The sequence below is a fragment of the Aquimarina sp. MMG015 genome (assembly GCF_018100855.1).
GTDB classification, from domain to species: domain Bacteria; phylum Bacteroidota; class Bacteroidia; order Flavobacteriales; family Flavobacteriaceae; genus Aquimarina; species Aquimarina latercula.
Genome location: NZ_JAGJEB010000001.1, coordinates 498,124 through 515,607 on the forward strand (window position 1 = coordinate 498,124; position 17,484 = coordinate 515,607).

Annotated in this window: 13 protein-coding genes; 3 read left to right on the forward strand and 10 right to left on the reverse strand. The window is 33.2% G+C overall.

Annotated features, from left to right (window positions below):
* Window positions 1–39 precede the first annotated feature (39 nt).
* Entirely contained in the window at window positions 40–1,245 is a 1,206-nt protein-coding gene (locus J8L88_RS02150) for an ABC transporter permease (RefSeq protein ID WP_211059817.1), read from the forward strand.
* A 13-nt stretch (window positions 1,246–1,258) separates the two neighbouring features.
* On the opposite strand, the gene dusB is transcribed toward J8L88_RS02150, so the two are convergent.
* A complete protein-coding gene (dusB, locus tag J8L88_RS02155) occupies window positions 1,259–2,251 on the reverse strand; it encodes a tRNA dihydrouridine synthase DusB (protein ID WP_211059818.1) in 993 nt (330 codons plus the stop codon).
* 297 nt (window positions 2,252–2,548) lie between these two features.
* Between dusB and lepA the strand changes: the two genes are divergently transcribed.
* The gene (lepA, locus tag J8L88_RS02160) at window positions 2,549–4,345 is read left to right on the forward strand and encodes a translation elongation factor 4 (RefSeq protein WP_027394705.1); all 1,797 of its coding nucleotides are present in this window, start codon (window positions 2,549–2,551) and stop codon (window positions 4,343–4,345) included.
* A 317-nt stretch (window positions 4,346–4,662) separates the two neighbouring features.
* Here the strand turns inward: lepA and J8L88_RS02165 are convergent, their stop codons facing one another.
* Window positions 4,663–5,484, reverse strand: a complete 822-nt coding sequence (locus tag J8L88_RS02165; RefSeq protein WP_027394706.1) for a Cof-type HAD-IIB family hydrolase — start codon at window positions 5,482–5,484, stop codon at window positions 4,663–4,665.
* Window positions 5,485–5,583: 99 nt separating this feature from the next.
* Between J8L88_RS02165 and J8L88_RS02170 the strand changes: the two genes are divergently transcribed.
* Window positions 5,584–6,006, forward strand: a complete 423-nt coding sequence (locus J8L88_RS02170) for a secondary thiamine-phosphate synthase enzyme YjbQ (RefSeq protein WP_027394707.1) — start codon at window positions 5,584–5,586, stop codon at window positions 6,004–6,006.
* On the opposite strand, the gene J8L88_RS02175 is transcribed toward J8L88_RS02170, so the two are convergent.
* From J8L88_RS02175 to J8L88_RS02210, 8 genes are all read right to left on the reverse strand, one after another.
* Window positions 6,003–6,443, reverse strand: coding sequence for a hypothetical protein (locus J8L88_RS02175; RefSeq protein ID WP_027394708.1), 441 nt, complete (start codon window positions 6,441–6,443; stop codon window positions 6,003–6,005). The genes J8L88_RS02170 and J8L88_RS02175 overlap by 4 nt on opposite strands.
* A gap of 91 nt (window positions 6,444–6,534) precedes the next feature.
* Complete coding sequence (locus tag J8L88_RS02180) at window positions 6,535–9,759, reverse strand: TonB-dependent receptor (protein ID WP_211059819.1); 3,225 nt, start codon at window positions 9,757–9,759, stop codon at window positions 6,535–6,537.
* Between the two features lie 177 nt (window positions 9,760–9,936).
* Complete coding sequence (gene pgi, locus J8L88_RS02185; RefSeq protein WP_211059820.1) at window positions 9,937–11,574, reverse strand: glucose-6-phosphate isomerase; 1,638 nt, start codon at window positions 11,572–11,574, stop codon at window positions 9,937–9,939.
* A 4-nt stretch (window positions 11,575–11,578) separates the two neighbouring features.
* The gene (locus J8L88_RS02190) at window positions 11,579–12,835 is read right to left on the reverse strand and encodes a peptidoglycan DD-metalloendopeptidase family protein (RefSeq protein ID WP_027394716.1); all 1,257 of its coding nucleotides are present in this window, start codon (window positions 12,833–12,835) and stop codon (window positions 11,579–11,581) included.
* Window positions 12,836–12,841: 6 nt separating this feature from the next.
* Window positions 12,842–13,807 carry a tryptophan 2,3-dioxygenase family protein gene (locus tag J8L88_RS02195; RefSeq protein ID WP_027394717.1) on the reverse strand — a complete coding sequence of 322 codons (966 nt, stop codon included), beginning with the start codon at window positions 13,805–13,807 and terminating at the stop codon, window positions 12,842–12,844.
* Window positions 13,807–14,583, reverse strand: a complete 777-nt coding sequence (locus tag J8L88_RS02200; protein WP_027394718.1) for a DUF3108 domain-containing protein — start codon at window positions 14,581–14,583, stop codon at window positions 13,807–13,809. The genes J8L88_RS02195 and J8L88_RS02200 overlap by 1 nt, the downstream gene beginning before the upstream one ends.
* Window positions 14,584–14,994: 411 nt before the next feature.
* The gene (gene hppD / locus J8L88_RS02205; protein ID WP_211059821.1) at window positions 14,995–16,134 is read right to left on the reverse strand and encodes a 4-hydroxyphenylpyruvate dioxygenase; all 1,140 of its coding nucleotides are present in this window, start codon (window positions 16,132–16,134) and stop codon (window positions 14,995–14,997) included.
* Window positions 16,135–16,287: 153 nt separating this feature from the next.
* The gene (locus J8L88_RS02210; RefSeq protein ID WP_211059822.1) at window positions 16,288–17,445 is read right to left on the reverse strand and encodes a homogentisate 1,2-dioxygenase; all 1,158 of its coding nucleotides are present in this window, start codon (window positions 17,443–17,445) and stop codon (window positions 16,288–16,290) included.
* Window positions 17,446–17,484 lie beyond the last annotated feature (39 nt).

Genomic DNA, 17,484 nt, shown 5'->3' on the forward strand with positions numbered 1-17,484 from the left:
ATTAAAATTAAACTTACCTAAAACTTAGGATCTAACAATTTGAAATTTTCTTACTACATCGCTAAGCGTTATTTATTTTCTCCTGGTAGTAGCAATGCTATTAATATTATTACGGGTATCGCAGCAGCTGGAGTTGTAATAGGAGCTATGTCCTTATTTTTAGTGTTATGTGGGTTTGCGGGTTTGAAAGATTTTAGTCTTCAATTTTCATCTTATTTTGATCCGGATCTTAAGATTTTTCCAGCAAATGGAAAAACATTTGTTTTTGCAGATGCTCAAAAGGAAAAACTAACAGATTTGAAAAGTGTAGTAAGTTTTTCTGAAATTGTAGAGGAGCGAGTATTTCTTAAGTTTAAAGACAAACAAAAAACGGGCATTATCAAAGGTGTTGATACTAATTATAAGAATGTAATTGAGACCGATAGTATTATTATTCATGGGGAATGGTTAACTGGCAATAATGCGCAAGTGGTTGCTGGTTTAGGGATTAGTAGAGAGTTAGGAATGGGTGTTGAGCAAGTTTATACTAACTTCTTAAATATATATGTACCAAAACCTGGTAAAGGAATCCCTAAAGATCCATCCAAAGCTTTTAGGAAAAAAAGTGGTGTAAATATTGGCATGTACTCGGTAAATGAAGATTTAGATAAAAAGTATGTTTTTAGCACTATTGGTTTAGCAAGAGAGTTATTGGCTTTGCCAAATGACAAAGTTACTAATGTAGAGCTTAAATTAACACCTGAATCAGATCCAGAATCTGTAAAAAATGATATTTTAAAGATTTTTGATAATCAAGTTATTGTAAAGGATAGAGTACAGCTTAATGATACTTTGTACAAAATGCTAAATACTGAGAACCTTGCAGCATATTTAGTGATTACCTTGATAGCAATTATAGCTTTGTTTAATGTTGCTGGAGCTATTATTATGATGATTATTGATAAAAGAAAAAATATTAAAACATTGCATAGTGTTGGAGCATCATTACAAAATATTAGAAAAATATTTTTGTTTCAAGGATCTTTAATGACAATTCTAGGAACCTTATTAGGGTTGCTTTTAGGATTTATAGTGATTACATGTCAGCAACAGTTTGGTTTGTTAATGATTACGCCTACATTGCCGTATCCAACTAAAATTACGTTAGTTAGTTTTGCGCTAGTATTTTTTACAATAACAATCATTGGAGTTATTGCATCTTTATTAGCATCTGGTAGAATTAATCAAAAGCTAGTAAATTTTTAGATAAGGAGTCTTCTTATACAAATTCAAATCCACTGAATTTTTCTTGTATCTCATCAAATGCATTAAATACATCGATAGAATCATCACTAGTTACCATTTTCATGCGATATTCTTTAAAGTGAGGAATTCCTTTAAAATAATTGGTGTAATGTCTTCTAGTTTCGAAAACACCTAGCTTTTCTCCTTTCCAATCAATTGCCATTTGCAGATGTCTACGAGCCGCAATTACTCTTTCTTCTATCGTTGGAGGAGGTAGATGCTCTCCTGTTTTAAAATAGTGTTTTACTTCTTTAAAAAACCACGGATATCCAATACTAGCTCGTCCAATCATCGCGCCATCTAATCCATATTGATCTCTCATTTCCATAGCACGTTCAGGGCTGTCAACATCTCCATTTCCAAAAACAGGAATATGCATTCTTGGATTGTTTTTTACTGCTGCAATTGGTTTCCAATCTGCATTGCCTTTATACATCTGCGCTCGTGTTCTGCCGTGGATTGCAATCGCTTTTGCTCCTGCATCTTGTATTCGTTCTGCGACTTCTACAATTTTGATAGAGTCATGATCCCAGCCTAATCTAGTTTTAACGGTAACTGGTAATTTGGTATGTTCTACCATTGCTTTGGTTAAGGATACCATTAGATCGATATCTTTTAGAATACCTGCTCCTGCACCTTTGCTTACTACTTTTTTTACAGGGCATCCAAAGTTTATGTCAATAATATCTGGACCAGAAGCCTCTACGATTTCAACCGATTTAAGCATGGAGTCAAGATTAGCACCAAAAATTTGAATTCCTACAGGGCGTTCTTTTTCGTAAATATCTAACTTCATTACACTTTTTGCGGCATCACGAATCAGCCCTTCGCTAGAAATAAATTCAGTGTATACCACATCCGCCCCTTGTTCTTTGCACAAAGCTCTGAATGGTGGGTCACTTACATCTTCCATTGGTGCTAACAGCAATGGAAATTCTCCTACATCTATGTCTCCTATCTTTGCCAAAACCCTATGTTTTAATGAATTTTATTGTTGTAATAGGTAGCAAAAGTACGAATTATAAGTAATCTTCAAAGATGAATGAGATTTCAATTATCGTGTAGGTTTAAAAATGATGTAGTAGATGATATAAACCTTTTAAAATCGATTATATTTGCAGACTAAATGATTTTGGTTCAATTGGATCGAATTTTTTCGGACAGGGATAGAAGTGTCATCCTTTTTTGTTGCTGATGGAAAGAGCGGTGGTAAGCAAAAAAGATATAATGGATAGCCCGGTTCAGTCCGCCAAAAAAAAGAAAAATGAAAAACATAAGAAATTTTTGCATTATTGCGCATATTGATCACGGTAAAAGTACATTAGCAGATCGATTGTTAGATTTTACAGGGTCTGTTACAGCTCGTGAAGCTCAAGCGCAGTTATTGGATAGTATGGATCTAGAACGTGAGCGTGGAATTACGATCAAGAGTCACGCGATCCAGATGGAGTATACATATAAAGGGGAAGAATATATTTTGAATCTTATTGATACTCCTGGTCACGTGGATTTTTCTTATGAAGTTTCTCGTTCTATTGCGGCTTGCGAAGGCGCTTTGCTTATTGTAGATGCAGCACAAAGTATACAGGCTCAGACGATTTCTAATTTATATTTAGCATTAGAAAATGATCTGGAAATTATTCCAGTTTTAAATAAAGTAGATTTACCTAGTGCTAATCCCGAAGAAGTAACTGATGATATTGTAGATCTATTGGGATGTGATCCCGAAGAAGTAATTCCTGCTAGTGCAAAAACGGGTATTGGGATTGAAGAAATTCTTGCAGCGATTGTAGAAAGAGTTCCAGCACCAGAAGGAAATCCTGATGAACCATTGCAGGCATTAATTTTTGATTCTGTCTACAATTCTTTTAGAGGTGTAGAAACTTATTTTAAAGTAGTAAATGGTGAGATCAAAAAAGGTCAGCAAATCAAGTTTGTTGCAACCGGAAAAGATTATTCTGCTGATGAAGTAGGAACACTAAAGCTAAATCAAGTAGTAAAGAAAAGTATTAAAACGGGTGATGTAGGATATCTGATCACAGGTATTAAAGATGCCAGAGAGGTAAAAGTTGGAGATACTATTACAGATGCTAAAAATCCTACTCAGAATGCTATTGAAGGTTTTGAAGATGTAAAACCAATGGTATTTGCTGGTATTTATCCGGTAGATACAGAGGATTATGAAGAGTTACGTTCTTCCATGGAGAAATTACAGCTTAATGATGCTTCATTGGTGTTTGTACCTGAGAGTTCAGCAGCATTAGGATTTGGTTTTCGCTGTGGATTCTTAGGAATGCTACATATGGAAATCATTCAAGAGCGATTAGAGCGTGAGTTTAATATGACTGTGATTACTACAGTGCCTAACGTATCTTATCATGCATTTACTAATAAAAATCCGGATGATATTATTATCGTAAATAACCCTACTGATTTACCGGATCCTTCCTCTATGAATCGTGTAGAAGAACCTTATATAAAGGCAACTATTATTACCAAGTCAGATTTTGTAGGTTCGGTGATGTCTCTATGTATTGAAAAGCGTGGTGAGATAACCAATCAGACATATTTAACTACAGAACGAGTAGAGTTGACATTTGATATGCCACTAGCAGAAATCGTATTCGATTTTTATGATAGACTTAAAACAGTTTCTAAAGGATATGCTTCTTTTGATTATACACCTATAGGAATGCGTCCATCAAAACTGGTAAAAGTGGATATGCTACTTAATGGAAATATTGTAGATGCTTTATCTGCATTATTACATAAGGATAATGCTTATGGTATTGGTAAAAAAATCTGTGAAAAACTAAAGGAATTAATTCCTCGTCAACAATTTGATATTCCAATTCAAGCTGCCATTGGTGCAAAGTTTATTGCTCGTGAAACAGTAAAAGCATTGCGTAAAGATGTTACTGCTAAGTGTTATGGAGGTGATATCTCTCGTAAGCGTAAATTATTGGAAAAACAGAAAAAAGGTAAAAAGCGTATGCGTCAGGTAGGTAATGTAGAAATTCCTCAGGAAGCATTTATGGCTGTATTAAAGCTAAATGATTAATTGCTTTACAATTTATATTCAGTAAGAAAAAACCTATATTAATCTGAATAAAAAAGGGTGAAATGCATTTTTTTAAGATAAAAAACTAATTTTAACCTTTTTTTTATATATTTGTACTCGGATACATAGTTCGAAAATTCACTTTTGTATCTGGAATTAATTAAATAACGATAATATAAATAGCTATGCAGAATTTTTTTACTAAGCAACCTATCTACGTTTATTTTTTCATTATTTCTATCGTATTAGCTTGTATTTCATAAAGAATTATCGATAATATAGAGAAACATTAAGTTTTCCTGTAGATGATGTATACTTTATTTAACAGCGTTTTTCTTTTTAGCTTCGATCATCTTCGATAGCATATATTCAACACCGTTTTCATCATTACTTTTGGTAGTATAATTAGCAGCAGCTTTTACATTAGGATGTGCGTTTTGCATTGCAAAGCTATATGTTGCCTGAGACATCATTTCTAGATCATTATTATAATCACCAAATACCATGGTCTCATTGGTAGAAATATTTAGACTTTTCTGAACATTTTTTAAGGCATGTCCTTTATTGGCGTTATTATGAGATAAATCGAGCCAGACTTTTCCCGAGACTTTTACTTTTAGTCGATTTTCTAGGTGCTTAAGTGCTGGATATAGATATTTTTCTGCTCCTTTTTCATTGCAGATAGCAATTTTTAGATATTGGTCATCTATTACCTCTGATAAATTTTTTACTATTTCGTATCTTCCATAAAATTCGTTTAGCATATTTTCGAAATCTTTACCATAGTCTTCTATATATGCTTTTTTTCGTCCACATAGTATTACTTGGGAGCCTTTAAGATCTTTTGTCGCATCTAAGAGTTCTAAATAAGTTTTGCGATCAATCTCTGTAGTTTGTAATTCTTCATCTCTATGCATTGTTAAAGCACCGTTTTCTGCAATAACAATCATATCATCTTTAATCGCACTCAATTTGTGTAGAATACTATAATATTGTCTTCCACTAGCTGCAACAAATGTAACCCCCAATTCTTTTAATTCATCAAATAAATAAAAAAATGATTGACTTACGTCTCCCCTTGAATTGAGAAGTGTACCATCCATGTCAGTAGCAACTAATTTTATTTGAGATAAATCCATGTGATAAAAGTTAAGATAGCAAAGGTATTAGAGTTTACAGTAACAATGTGAACTCTTCTTGTAAAATTTGTATTAAATTGGTTCTTTAATCTTCTTGTTATGAAATTCTTTCAAAAAGAAATAAAATTACAGCCTTATTCTAGAGGTTTTCATTTGATTACAGATGAAGTGATTTCTAAAATTCCTGAGATTAGTGAAATAACTATTGGTCAGTTACAGGTTTTTATCAAACATACTTCAGCGAGTTTAACCATTAATGAAAATGCTGATCCTACAGTTCGTCAGGATTTTGAAAGTCATATGAATCAAATGGTGCCAGAAAACCAACCATACTATATCCATACCTATGAGGGTCCTGATGATATGCCTGCCCATATTAAGGCTTCATTAATGGGAGTTTCTGTACAAGTGCCAATTACTGGAGGTAAACTTAATTTGGGAACCTGGCAAGGGATCTATTTATGTGAACATAGAAACTATGGAGGTTCTAGAAAATTAGTGCTAACCTTATTTGGTTCTTAGAACCAGTTTGCCCAAGGAATTCTAGATAACATTAATAACCATGCAATTGTATAAAAAATTGCCAACATTTTAAGTTTTGGAGTAGAGGTCAATTTCTTTTTATGCTTGGAATATCCAATAGTAATAAAAACAACCATAGCTATCATCATCATAGGGTGTTCTACATTGTATAACCTTAGTAAAGGATCTCCCATGATATCGCTTACAGAAACTCCCTCTGTAAACCACATGATACTTGGAGATACAAAAAAGATTATAATTCCTATTAATAACTGAAGATGCGTAACTATTAATCCAAAAAGAGATATTCTAAAATCTTTTGGAGCATATTCTCTTTTAGTAAAAAAACCAATTAAAGCGTTGAAGGTAGCAAGGGTAACAACAAGAACAACTAGGTATGCCCAATAAGAGTGAACGATTTGTATAGCTTCGTACATAATGATGTGTTTAGTTTATCCAAAGGTAAACATAATGTACAAAAAAACCTCGCTCAAATTGAGCGAGGTTTTTAATTCTATGGATATAATTTTAGTTGAAGATATATCTTAAACCAATTTGCATTTGCCATCTTGATGATTGTAATCCTGCATCATCTAATTGCTCTAAACCGTCTTCGAAAGAAGCAGGGTTAAAACTAAATTCTGGATCAGGACCAGCTTGTTCTGTTTCTAATAAACGAACATCACTTATAAACTTACGTTTTCCCCAATCTTCGTTTAATAGATTCGTGAAGTTGAAAATATCTAAAGACACCTGAAGTGTGTTTTTGTATTTTCCAGTATTGATATAAAAGTCTTGTAAGAATTTTAAATCAATAGTGTTACTCCAAGGACCTCTAGATCCATTACGCTCTGCATATTGACCTCTTCTACTTCTTAAGTAATCATTTCCTTCGATAAATGCATCTAAAGCATCCCACTGTTGTTGAGAACTTAATCCATTTTCTCCATCAACTAATACAATTTCACTCTGATTAGCTGGGATATAGATTAATGCGTTATCTCTAGAATCATCATTTAAAAGATCTCTACCTTCTCTGTAAATAAAAGAATAAGGAGAACCTTGATTAGCTTCGTAGAAAAGAGCAATAGTAGATTTCATGAATCCAAGATATTCTTTTTCATAACTTACATTTGCTGTTATACGAGAACCTTGAGAGAAATCAGATCTTGCTAGAGGTATATCTGCATTCTTACCGTTTACAGTTTGTATGTTTCTCCATTGAGAACTATTCTGAGAAGAAGTTCCATCAAAAATTGATTCAGCTTCACCATAAGAATAAGATACACTTCCTTGGAAACCATTAGAGAATGGTTTTCTTAAAGTAACAGAAGCGTTATAAGAGAAACCTTCACCTGTATTTGTTCCTAATGTAATTCTTCCATATGTGTTATCAATTAAATCACCAAAACTATCGCTGTAAAAAGGTCTGTTATCAGCACCATTCAAGAAACCTTCTGCTTCAGCAATGTTTAAGTTTTCATAATAGATATTTGTAATTACATCTGTATATAAGAAATCTGCGCTAGCAATTAATCCCCAGAATGGTAATTTTTGATCTATCGCAATATTATATTTCATGAATTGTGGTAATCTTAGGTCAGGACTAAAGATATCCACATTCCCAGCTAAACCTCCAGTACCTGGCTCTACTGCTACAGGCTGTTGGTTGATATCAGGATTAAAAGTAATCGTAGAAGGATCTAAGTTAAATCCACCTGTAAATCCACCTGTAATTCCATTATTGTTGTAAGATCCTCCAGGCCATACTAATGGAATTCTAGAAGTAAACATTCCTAATCCACCACGTATTTGAGTAGTTCTATCATTTTTTACGTCCCAGTTAAATCCAACTCTTGGAGATAAATGTGCTTTAGGATTAATTGCTTTACCAACTCTAGCTCCACGTAAATCTTTTCCAGCTGCTTCTAAGATAGGAATAGTTCTATTGTTAAAGTCATCATTTACTGGACCGTCTTCAAAAATAGGAACATCTACTCTTAAACCAGCAGTGAACTTAAAGTTTTCAGAAATACTAACTTCATCCTGAACATATACACTTGGCTGGTATAATTTAAATTCTGAAGCTCCATCAGACTCATCACCAACAGCAGTACCTCCAACTAGAGAATAACCTCTTTGATATTCGTCAATAATTCCAGCATAGAAATCACTAACACTATTAAAAGTGTAATCACCGTAGTTAAATGCAAAGAAAAGGTTCTTTATTTTAGAAAACTCGTGTTGAGTACCAATTGTTATCGTGTGTTTACCACTATAGATTTCAAAATTATCAGCAATGTTTAAGATATCCTGATCTAATAAGTTCGCTGTAGAGAACGGTTCTGCACCAAAAGTAATAGTACCATTACCATCTCTAATATCTACAGAAGGGAATGGGTCACCTGATGGGTCTCTATCATCTCTTACTGTTTTGTATCCTACTAATAAACTGTTAGATGCCCAGCTACCAAATGATGAGTTAAGCTCTAATGTTGTTTCGTTCTTTACACTTTCGAAAAGCTCAGATCCGTTGATGAAACCAATTCTTGTGTTACCACTGTTTCTAGCTTCTAGATTATCTGCACTAACATAATTATGTTTTACACTTAATTGATTGTTTTCATTAATATTCCAATCTAATCTTACTGTAAACTTGTTACTTTCTAGTGTTCTAGTATTGTTGTCAAAACCACCTGGATTAAATCCGTATGTTGTTTGTAAGAAGTTAGAAAGATCTTGAACTTCAGATAAACTAGAATCTCCTTGGTAATTACTAAAGTTAAATGGTTGTGGAGTTTCAGTTTCTTCTCTTTCGTAATTTACAAAATAGAATAATTTGTCTTTTATAATTGGGCCACCGATTCTAACACCATAGATATTAGAAGAAAAGTCAGCTAATTTTTCTCTAGACTCTCCATCACCTACTAAGCTAGGAGGAGTTTTTCCTGCAAGATCTTGGTTTCTAAAGTATGTGTATGCAGATCCTTCGATTCTGTTTGTTCCAGATCTAGTAATTGCATTAATAGCACCACCAGCAAAACCTGATTGTCTTACATCAAAAGGAGCAATATTAATCTGAAAAGTTTCAATCGCATCAATAGAGAATGGATTTACTCCAGTTTGTCCTCCATCTGTTCCCGAACCAGCTAAACCAAATACGTCATTACTTACACCACCATCGATGTATAATGCATTGTATCGGTTGTTTTGACCTGCTAAAGAAACTGAGAATCCGTCATCACCTTCAGTAATCTGTGCTTGCGGAGTAATTCTTACGAAATCCGCTACCGATCTAGATACAGAAGGCAGAGAGTTAATTTGTCTTTCGCTTACTGTAGTTTCAGTTCCAGTTTTACCAGAATCAAATACTCCATTACGATTAGCTGTAATTACAACTTCTTCAAGAGCATTTGCTTCTTCTTTCATTTGAGTGCTAATAGATTTAGAGCTTCCTAATTGAAGAAATACTCCATCCTGTACGAAACCTAAAAAACCAACATAAGAGATTGTTACTCTATATGGTCCACCGGTTCTCATATTGGCGATTCTATAATAACCATCAAAATCTGTAATTGCTCCATACTTAGTACCAGATGGTGTATGAATTGCAATTACATTAGCACCCGGAAGTGCGGCACCTGTATTATCTGTAACTTTTCCATTCATGGAAGATTTTGTAACACCTTGGGCGGACATTTCTGCAAATGTCGCCAAAAGAATTACAACAAATAAAAATGTAATCTTTTTCATTATAATGAATTGAGTTAATTGTTTGGCGCAAAAGAACGAATCTTTGTGCAATCTAAGTTTATCTAAACGTTAAAATTTTTCACATAAAAATTTAACGGTTTTAAGGTAACTCTATTTCGTATTTAATTGATTTGTAATTGGTTGAAAATATCAAAAAGTTATTAACCAAAAGAATAATTAATCTAAATACTTTTTTAACAATGTTTTTGTAGATGAATCATGGTCAGAAATCTGCGAATTATCGATTTCGTTTAGAATATTTGTAGCTAATTGCTTACCAAGTTCTACGCCCCATTGGTCATAACTGAAGATGTTCCAGATAACTCCTTGAACAAATATTCTTTGTTCGTACATGGATACGAGTTTGCCTAAACTTTTGGGAGTTAGTTTGTTGATAAGTATGGTTGTGGTAGGCTTATTACCTGTAAATATTTTAAAAGGTTTTAACTGATCTAATGTTTCTGTAGGAAGATTTTTAGACTTTAATTCTTGAACAACTTCTAACTCAGTTTTTCCATTCATTAAAGCTTCGGTCTGTGCAAAAAAATTAGCCATTAATTTATCCTGATGATCTTTATCAGCAAATAAGGACTTTTTAAAACCTATAAATTCTGCAGGAATAAGCTTTGTACCTTGGTGTATTAGTTGAAAGAATGCATGCTGAGCATTTGTTCCTGGTTCACCCCAAATGATGGTTCCTGTTTGATAGTCAATTGTTTTTCCGTTGCGATCTACACTTTTTCCATTACTTTCCATAATCCCTTGTTGTAGATATGCAGGTAATCTATGTAAATATTGAGAATAGGGTATAATGGCTTCACTTTCGGCTTTAAAGAAATTATTATACCATACGCTTAATAACCCTAAAATAACAGGTATGTTTTCTTCGAAATCAGTAGTTTTAAAATGCTCATCCATTTCGTGGGCACCTTCTAATAAAGCTTCAAAATTTTTATATCCAACGGATAAGCTTATAGATAGTCCAACTGCGCTCCAGAGAGAAAAACGACCTCCAACCCAATCCCATAATGGGAAAATATTATCTTCAGAAATACCAAATTTAGTAACGTTAGGAATATTACTAGATACTGCAACAAAATGTTTGCCTACAGCTTCTTGAGAAGCTTGTTTTATAAACCAACTTCTAGCAGTAGTAGCATTTGATAATGTTTCTTGTGTAGAGAAAGTTTTTGAAACTACAACGAATAATGTAGTTTCTGGATCTAGATTTTTTAATTTTTGATGTACATGATCACCATCAACATTGGATATGAAATGTACTTTTAAATGATTTTTATAATACTCTAAAGATTCTGTTATCATAGCCGGACCAAGATCCGAACCGCCAATACCAATATTTACGATATCTGTAAAAACTTTATTGGTATGTCCTTTTAGTTCTCCATTGATAACTTTGTCACAGAATCCTTCAATTTTGTTTTTTACAGCGACTACTTCTGGAACAACATTTTTGTTATTAACAGTTATGGTTTTATCTGATGGTGCTCTAAGGGCAGTGTGTAAAACAGCTCTTCCTTCTGTTTCATTAATAAGATCTCCGGCAAAATAACTTTGTATTGCTTTATCCAGCTTAACTTCTTTTGCAAGATCGATTAATAATTTTTTAGTAGTTTCATCTATCCTGTTTTTAGAGTAATCGATATAAAAATCTTTCCATTCAATAGAGAGTTCTTCTGCACGATCTGGAGATCCTGCAAAAAGATCTTTTAGATGAGTGTCTTTAATATTTTTGTAATGGTTTTCAAGTGCTTCCCAAGCTTTTGTGGTGGTGGGATTAATAGTTGGTAATGCCATGTGGTTATAATATTTCTTGTTTTGGTTTGAATACGATACTGTCTAGTCTAGTTTTAAAAGGTTCGATATGTTTGTAAAAAGCTGGCCGTAAGCTATCTTTTAAAGGTTTAGACGCTGGTAAATCTTGCTTAAATGGGTCTACTTCTTTTCCGTTTTTCCAGAAACGGTAGCAAACATGAGGCCCACTTGTATTTCCTGTCATTCCTATATAACCAATTACATCTCCCTGTCTAACATATTCTCCAACTTTTACTGCTCTTCTACTCATGTGTAAGTATTGTGTTTCGTATGTCGAATTATGTCGAATTTTTACATACTTACCATTTCCTCCTCTACGTTCGGACTTGGTTACGGTTCCATCCGCTGTAGCTAAAATTTGAGTTCCAATCGGTGCGGCAAAGTCTGTTCCTCGATGCGGTCTTATTTTATTTCCGTAGTATTTTATTCTTCTTTTAAGATTGTATCTCGAAGAAATTCTACTAAACTGAACTGGTGCTCGAAGAAACGCTCTTCGAAGATTATTTGCTTCTTGATCAAAATAATCTGAGGTTCTATTGATAGTGTCGTCTTCGAATTGGAATGCGTATATAGGTTTACTTCTATGCTCAAAGTAAGATGCTTTGATTTCTCCAATTCCTGCCGGAATTGTGTCATTTATATATTTCTCTGTATAAATTACCTTAAACTGATCTCCCGCCTGTAGTCTTGTAAAATCTATGGTCCATGCGTAGATGTCTGCCATTTTATAAGCAACAAGAAAACTAAGATCCATTTCATCAAAAGTTTGTGATAGATTGCTTTCTATAGTTCCAGAAGCTATTCTTTCTACAATCTTTACTGGTTTCGCACTTTTTCTTGCGACAATACTATCTCTAAAATCGACAACAGTATAATCTATAAGCCCGTTTTGATACACAAAAACTTGTGCTTTTTCAGTAGTGTCTTTTGATTTAAGAAGTGTGTATGCTTTTCCAGCAGTAATTCTGGCTACATTAAACGTGTCTTTAATTTTATTCGAAATTTCGAAAACTTTGGCTCTAGAAATACCGTGACTGTCCAAAATAGCTCCAAAACTATCTCCTGGTCGGACAGTATCCCTAACTACCATAAAATTATTAAGGTTGTATCCAAATTCCTTAACAACTGGCGGCTCTTTTATTTTTTCAATTATTTCAGGAACTGTAACTACTGGTTCTTTTTTCTCTTGCTGACATGAAATCAATACTACCGACAAAAGTAGTATGTAACCTAAATTCTTCAACTGACTTTATTTTGTGGTATTAAATTGATGGGTTACCCATTGTTGTCCCCAGTTTTCCTGTTCTTCTGCGCTCCAAAGATTAGGAAAAAACATGATCCTTTGAAAACTTGGTGGTAGAAACTTTTTCCAGTTAGTTCCTCCTGTAGCCAATACTTCGCCTTTATCTTTATTAAGATACCTGTAGGCGGCACCCATATGCATTAATAACCAATTAATATTTACATTGGTGTCAAAAGTACGCATTGCATTGATAAGCTGCACATTATTTTGCTCTTTTTCCGGAAGTTCCAAGTATTTGTGATAGATCGTACTTTGTTTTACTTGATTTGCAATACGCATCATTCTAGGAGTATAGCGATATTCAAATTGCTTAAGTGTCAATGTTTTTTCGCCGGTTTTAATATCTGTAGCTCCAGATTTCCAGTATAAATGTTCATATACTTCTTCGAGCGAATCTTGTTCAGAAAATTGATCTCTTTCTTTAGCGTTTACAAGATTTACTAAAGGAGTAGCATATATTTCTATCATTCTGAATTGTACAGACTGAAATCCACTAGCAGGTAAAAGAGACATTCGGTATTTTAAAAACTGATCTCTATCCATTCCTTTGATCATAACATCAAAAGAGTTTATGAGAACTCTAAAATACCTATTAATTCTATCTAATTTTTTTGTAAAAAACTCTGCATTCTGCAGTTTGTCATCAATGATTTGTTTTAGTTCATGGATGATTAGCTTAAAATAGAGCTCGGTAATCTGATGGTACATTATAAAAATTTCTTCATCAGGGAAATGTGTTCTCGGAATTTGTAAACTAAGCAATGTGTCCAGATGAATATAATCCCAGTAAGTAAGGTACTTATCATGAAGTAAACCATCTAAATAGGATCCAAGATCCTGACCGGAATTTTTAAACTTTTTTTCGAGCTGTAATATTTTTTCAGCAATCTCGGGTTTTATGGATTGGTCCATTAATCTATAACAATTTTGAGAGGGTGTTTAAGACCTTTGTAAGCTATTAGATCTGCGTTAATAGATCCTACGAGAATATCAGCTTTTATTCTAATTGGCATGCGATTATCATCATCACTTACCCAAACAGTTAAACTTTCCTCTTCTTTAAATACTCTTTCGGCTTGTACAATTGGACGAAATTTTAAACAACGAATTTTGTTTCCATTCATTTTTATAGTTTCTCGTCCTAAAAAGCGTAATTTGAATAGGTAATTTTCATTATCAAAAAACATATTGACAAATTGTTCATCACCTTTCTTTAGCGAAGATACATCAATATTATTTCTTAGGTAATAAAATGAAGACATCATATCTTGTATGTTGTCTTTGGTATTGAATGTCTCTTTCTTGTTGTATTTTTTATTAAATACTTGCGCTTTTTTATTATCGTGATCAAAATTAATTTCAATATCCTTGGTATGGCCTCCTTCGTTGATCTTACGAATAAACCGATAAGGTTTTATTTCGTTTTTATCTACATATGTTTCATAGTAATCCTCTACTTTAAAAAACACACTTAAAAGCCCTGAAGATTTCCCCGTTCCTACAATATGATGGACGGGCATTCCATTAAGAATTTCATCTTTAACTTCTAAGGTAGCGTAACTGGCTGTAAAAACTCCGTAACGGATTTTAAATTTGAACCATTCGCCATTTTCAAAAGACTTGTGGTTTTCTTGAGCAACCGAAGAAGCTGAAATCATAATTAGTAATAAAAGAAGATATCTTTTCATGACTGTTTTGGGCATTGTTTTATTAACGTATGTGTTATTATGATGAATATTTACAATATCCATTCCAAAAATACTATATAATATAAACAGATAAAAATTAGTAGTATTACTTAATTCTTAAAAAAAGTTGATAAAAAAAGAGAGCCACCACAGCTCTCTTTTACTTTTATTAACCAACTAAAAACTTAAATTATGAGAATAATTATTGTTTTTGGTATAAGCAGTAACCACTCCGCTTATGATACAAACATCAGCTTTTTTTGCATAATTATCAAACGAAAACGTTTTTTTATTATGATATTTAACAAAAATTTAGGCAGAAACGCATTATTTTTCAATAATCTCAATTTATTAACAATGCTTGCTTTAATTATTCAAAAGGATTTAAGAGTTTTAAATGAAGTAGCTGGTTTACAGTGTCCCTCTTTGTTCTTGTTCTCTTTCTATTGCCTCGAATAACGCTTTAAAATTTCCTTTTCCAAAAGATTGAGCTCCTTTTCGCTGGATTATTTCAAAAAACATAGTTGGTCGATCTAAAACGGGTTTAGTAAAAATCTGTAATAGATATCCCTCATCATCTCTATCAATTAAAATTCCAAGTTCTTTTAAGGGTTGTAAATCTTCATCAATTTCTCCAACTCTATCCAAAACAGTTTCGTAATAACTAGCAGGTACCGTAAGAAATTCAACTCCTCTTTGTTGAAGCGCAGAAACAGTTTCTATAATATTATCGGTCGCTAGCGCCATATGTTGTACACCTGCTCCGTTGTAAAAATCTATATATTCCTCGATCTGAGATTTTTTTCTTCCTTCTGCTGGCTCATTTATAGGGAACTTAATTCTACCGTTACCATTACTCATTACCTTACTCATTAAAGCGGTATATTCTGTAGAAATATCTTTGTCATCAAAAGAAACTAATTGAGCAAACCCCATAACTTTAGCATAAAACTCACACCATTTATTCATTTCATTCCAACCAACATTACCAACCATATGATCAATATATTTAAGGCCTGTAGATTCGGTGTTATATGGTTTATCCCAAGCGATATATCCTGGTAAGAATACACCTTTATAATTTTTTCTTTCTACAAAAATATGAACTGTCTCTCCATAGGTGTGTATACCAGAAAATACAACAGTACCATCTTTATCTTCTTTCGTAACTGGTTCCATATAAGATTCAGCACCACGTTTGGTAGTTTCTTCATAGCTTTTTGTTGCATCATCTACCCAAAGAGCTACTACTTTTACTCCATCACCATGTGCATTGATATGTCTATTGATATCTCCATCAGGTTGTAACGGTGAAGTAAGTATCAATGTAATTTTGTCCTGTCGTAGTACGTAAGAAACACGGTCTTTAAGTCCAGTTTCTAATCCAGCATAGGCTATAGGTTGAAATCCCCAAGCGGTTTGATAATAGTATGCGGCTTGCTTTGCATTACCGACATATAATTCTACATAATCAGTACCTAAAAGTGGTAAAAAGTCTTCAGCTTCGGGAATTATTTTTTCTAAATTTTGGGAAGTTATATTTGTTGACATAATATCTTATTTTGTTGTTGTGAAAATTGTATAATGAGGCAATTCATCCAGAAAATTAAAAAATTATTTTCTGGATACAATCTACCACATAGCTCTAAGATGTGCCGAAATATCTTTTCTGTAATTCAACATGAATTTATATTTATAAACTGGTTATTCTAACCAGGATTTGTGATAATCTTCATCAGCTATTTTCATTGCCTCTTTGGTAACCATAAGAGGTTTAAAAGTGTCAACCATTACGGCTAGTTCATCTGTTTTTGTTTTACCGATGCTTCTTTCAGCTGCTCCTGGATGTGGTCCGTGAGGAATGCCCGCGGGATGAAGTGATATGTGACCAGCATCAATATCATTTCTACTCATAAAATCACCATCTACGTAATACAAAACTTCATCGCTATCGATATTACTGTGATTATATGGAGCAGGAATACTTTCTGGGTGATAATCATATAATCGAGGAACAAATGAACAAACTACGAACGCATCTGTTTCAAAAGTTTGGTGTACTGGCGGTGGTTGATGAACTCTTCCGGTAATAGGTTCAAAATCGTGAATCGAAAATGCATATGGAAAATTAAATCCATCATATCCTACAACATCAAAAGGATGTGATGCATAGACCATATCAAAAATTTCGTCTTGTTTTTTTACTTTGATTAGAAAATCACCTTTTTCATCATTACTCTCCAATTCATATGGAGCTCTTAAATCTCGTTCACAAAAAGGAGAATGTTCTAATAATTGACCAAACCAATTTCTATATCTTTTTGGTGTGTAAATTGGTCTTCTGGACTCTACAATAAACAACCGATTTTCAGTGGTATCAAAATCTAACTTATAAATAGTTCCACGTGGGATTAGAATATAATCTCCGTATTTGAAATTTAAATTACCTAAATGACTTCTAAATTTGCCACTTCCTCGATGCACAAAAATTAATTCATCCGCATCTGTATTTTTATAGAAATATTCTGAAGTAGATTCCTGAGGAGCCGATAAAATAATACTCACATCACTATTGGTAAGTACATTTTTCCTGCTATCTAAATAATCTTTTTCTGGTGCAACATTAAAACCGTGTAGTCTATACGATTTAATATTATTTTTAATTGCAATTTCTGGGGCTACACTATAGCTTCCTTTAATTTCTTTTACCTGAGTAGGTCGCTGATAATGATATAGATTGGTGGACATTCCGTCAAAACCAATGGTTCCGAATAATTGCTCATAGAATAGATTGCCATCTGGTTTTCTAAAAATGGTATGGCGCTTAGGTGGTATTTTACCTAGAGAATGATAAAAAGGCATGATTTTTTAAGATTATGGTGTTAACTATTAGTTTTGAAA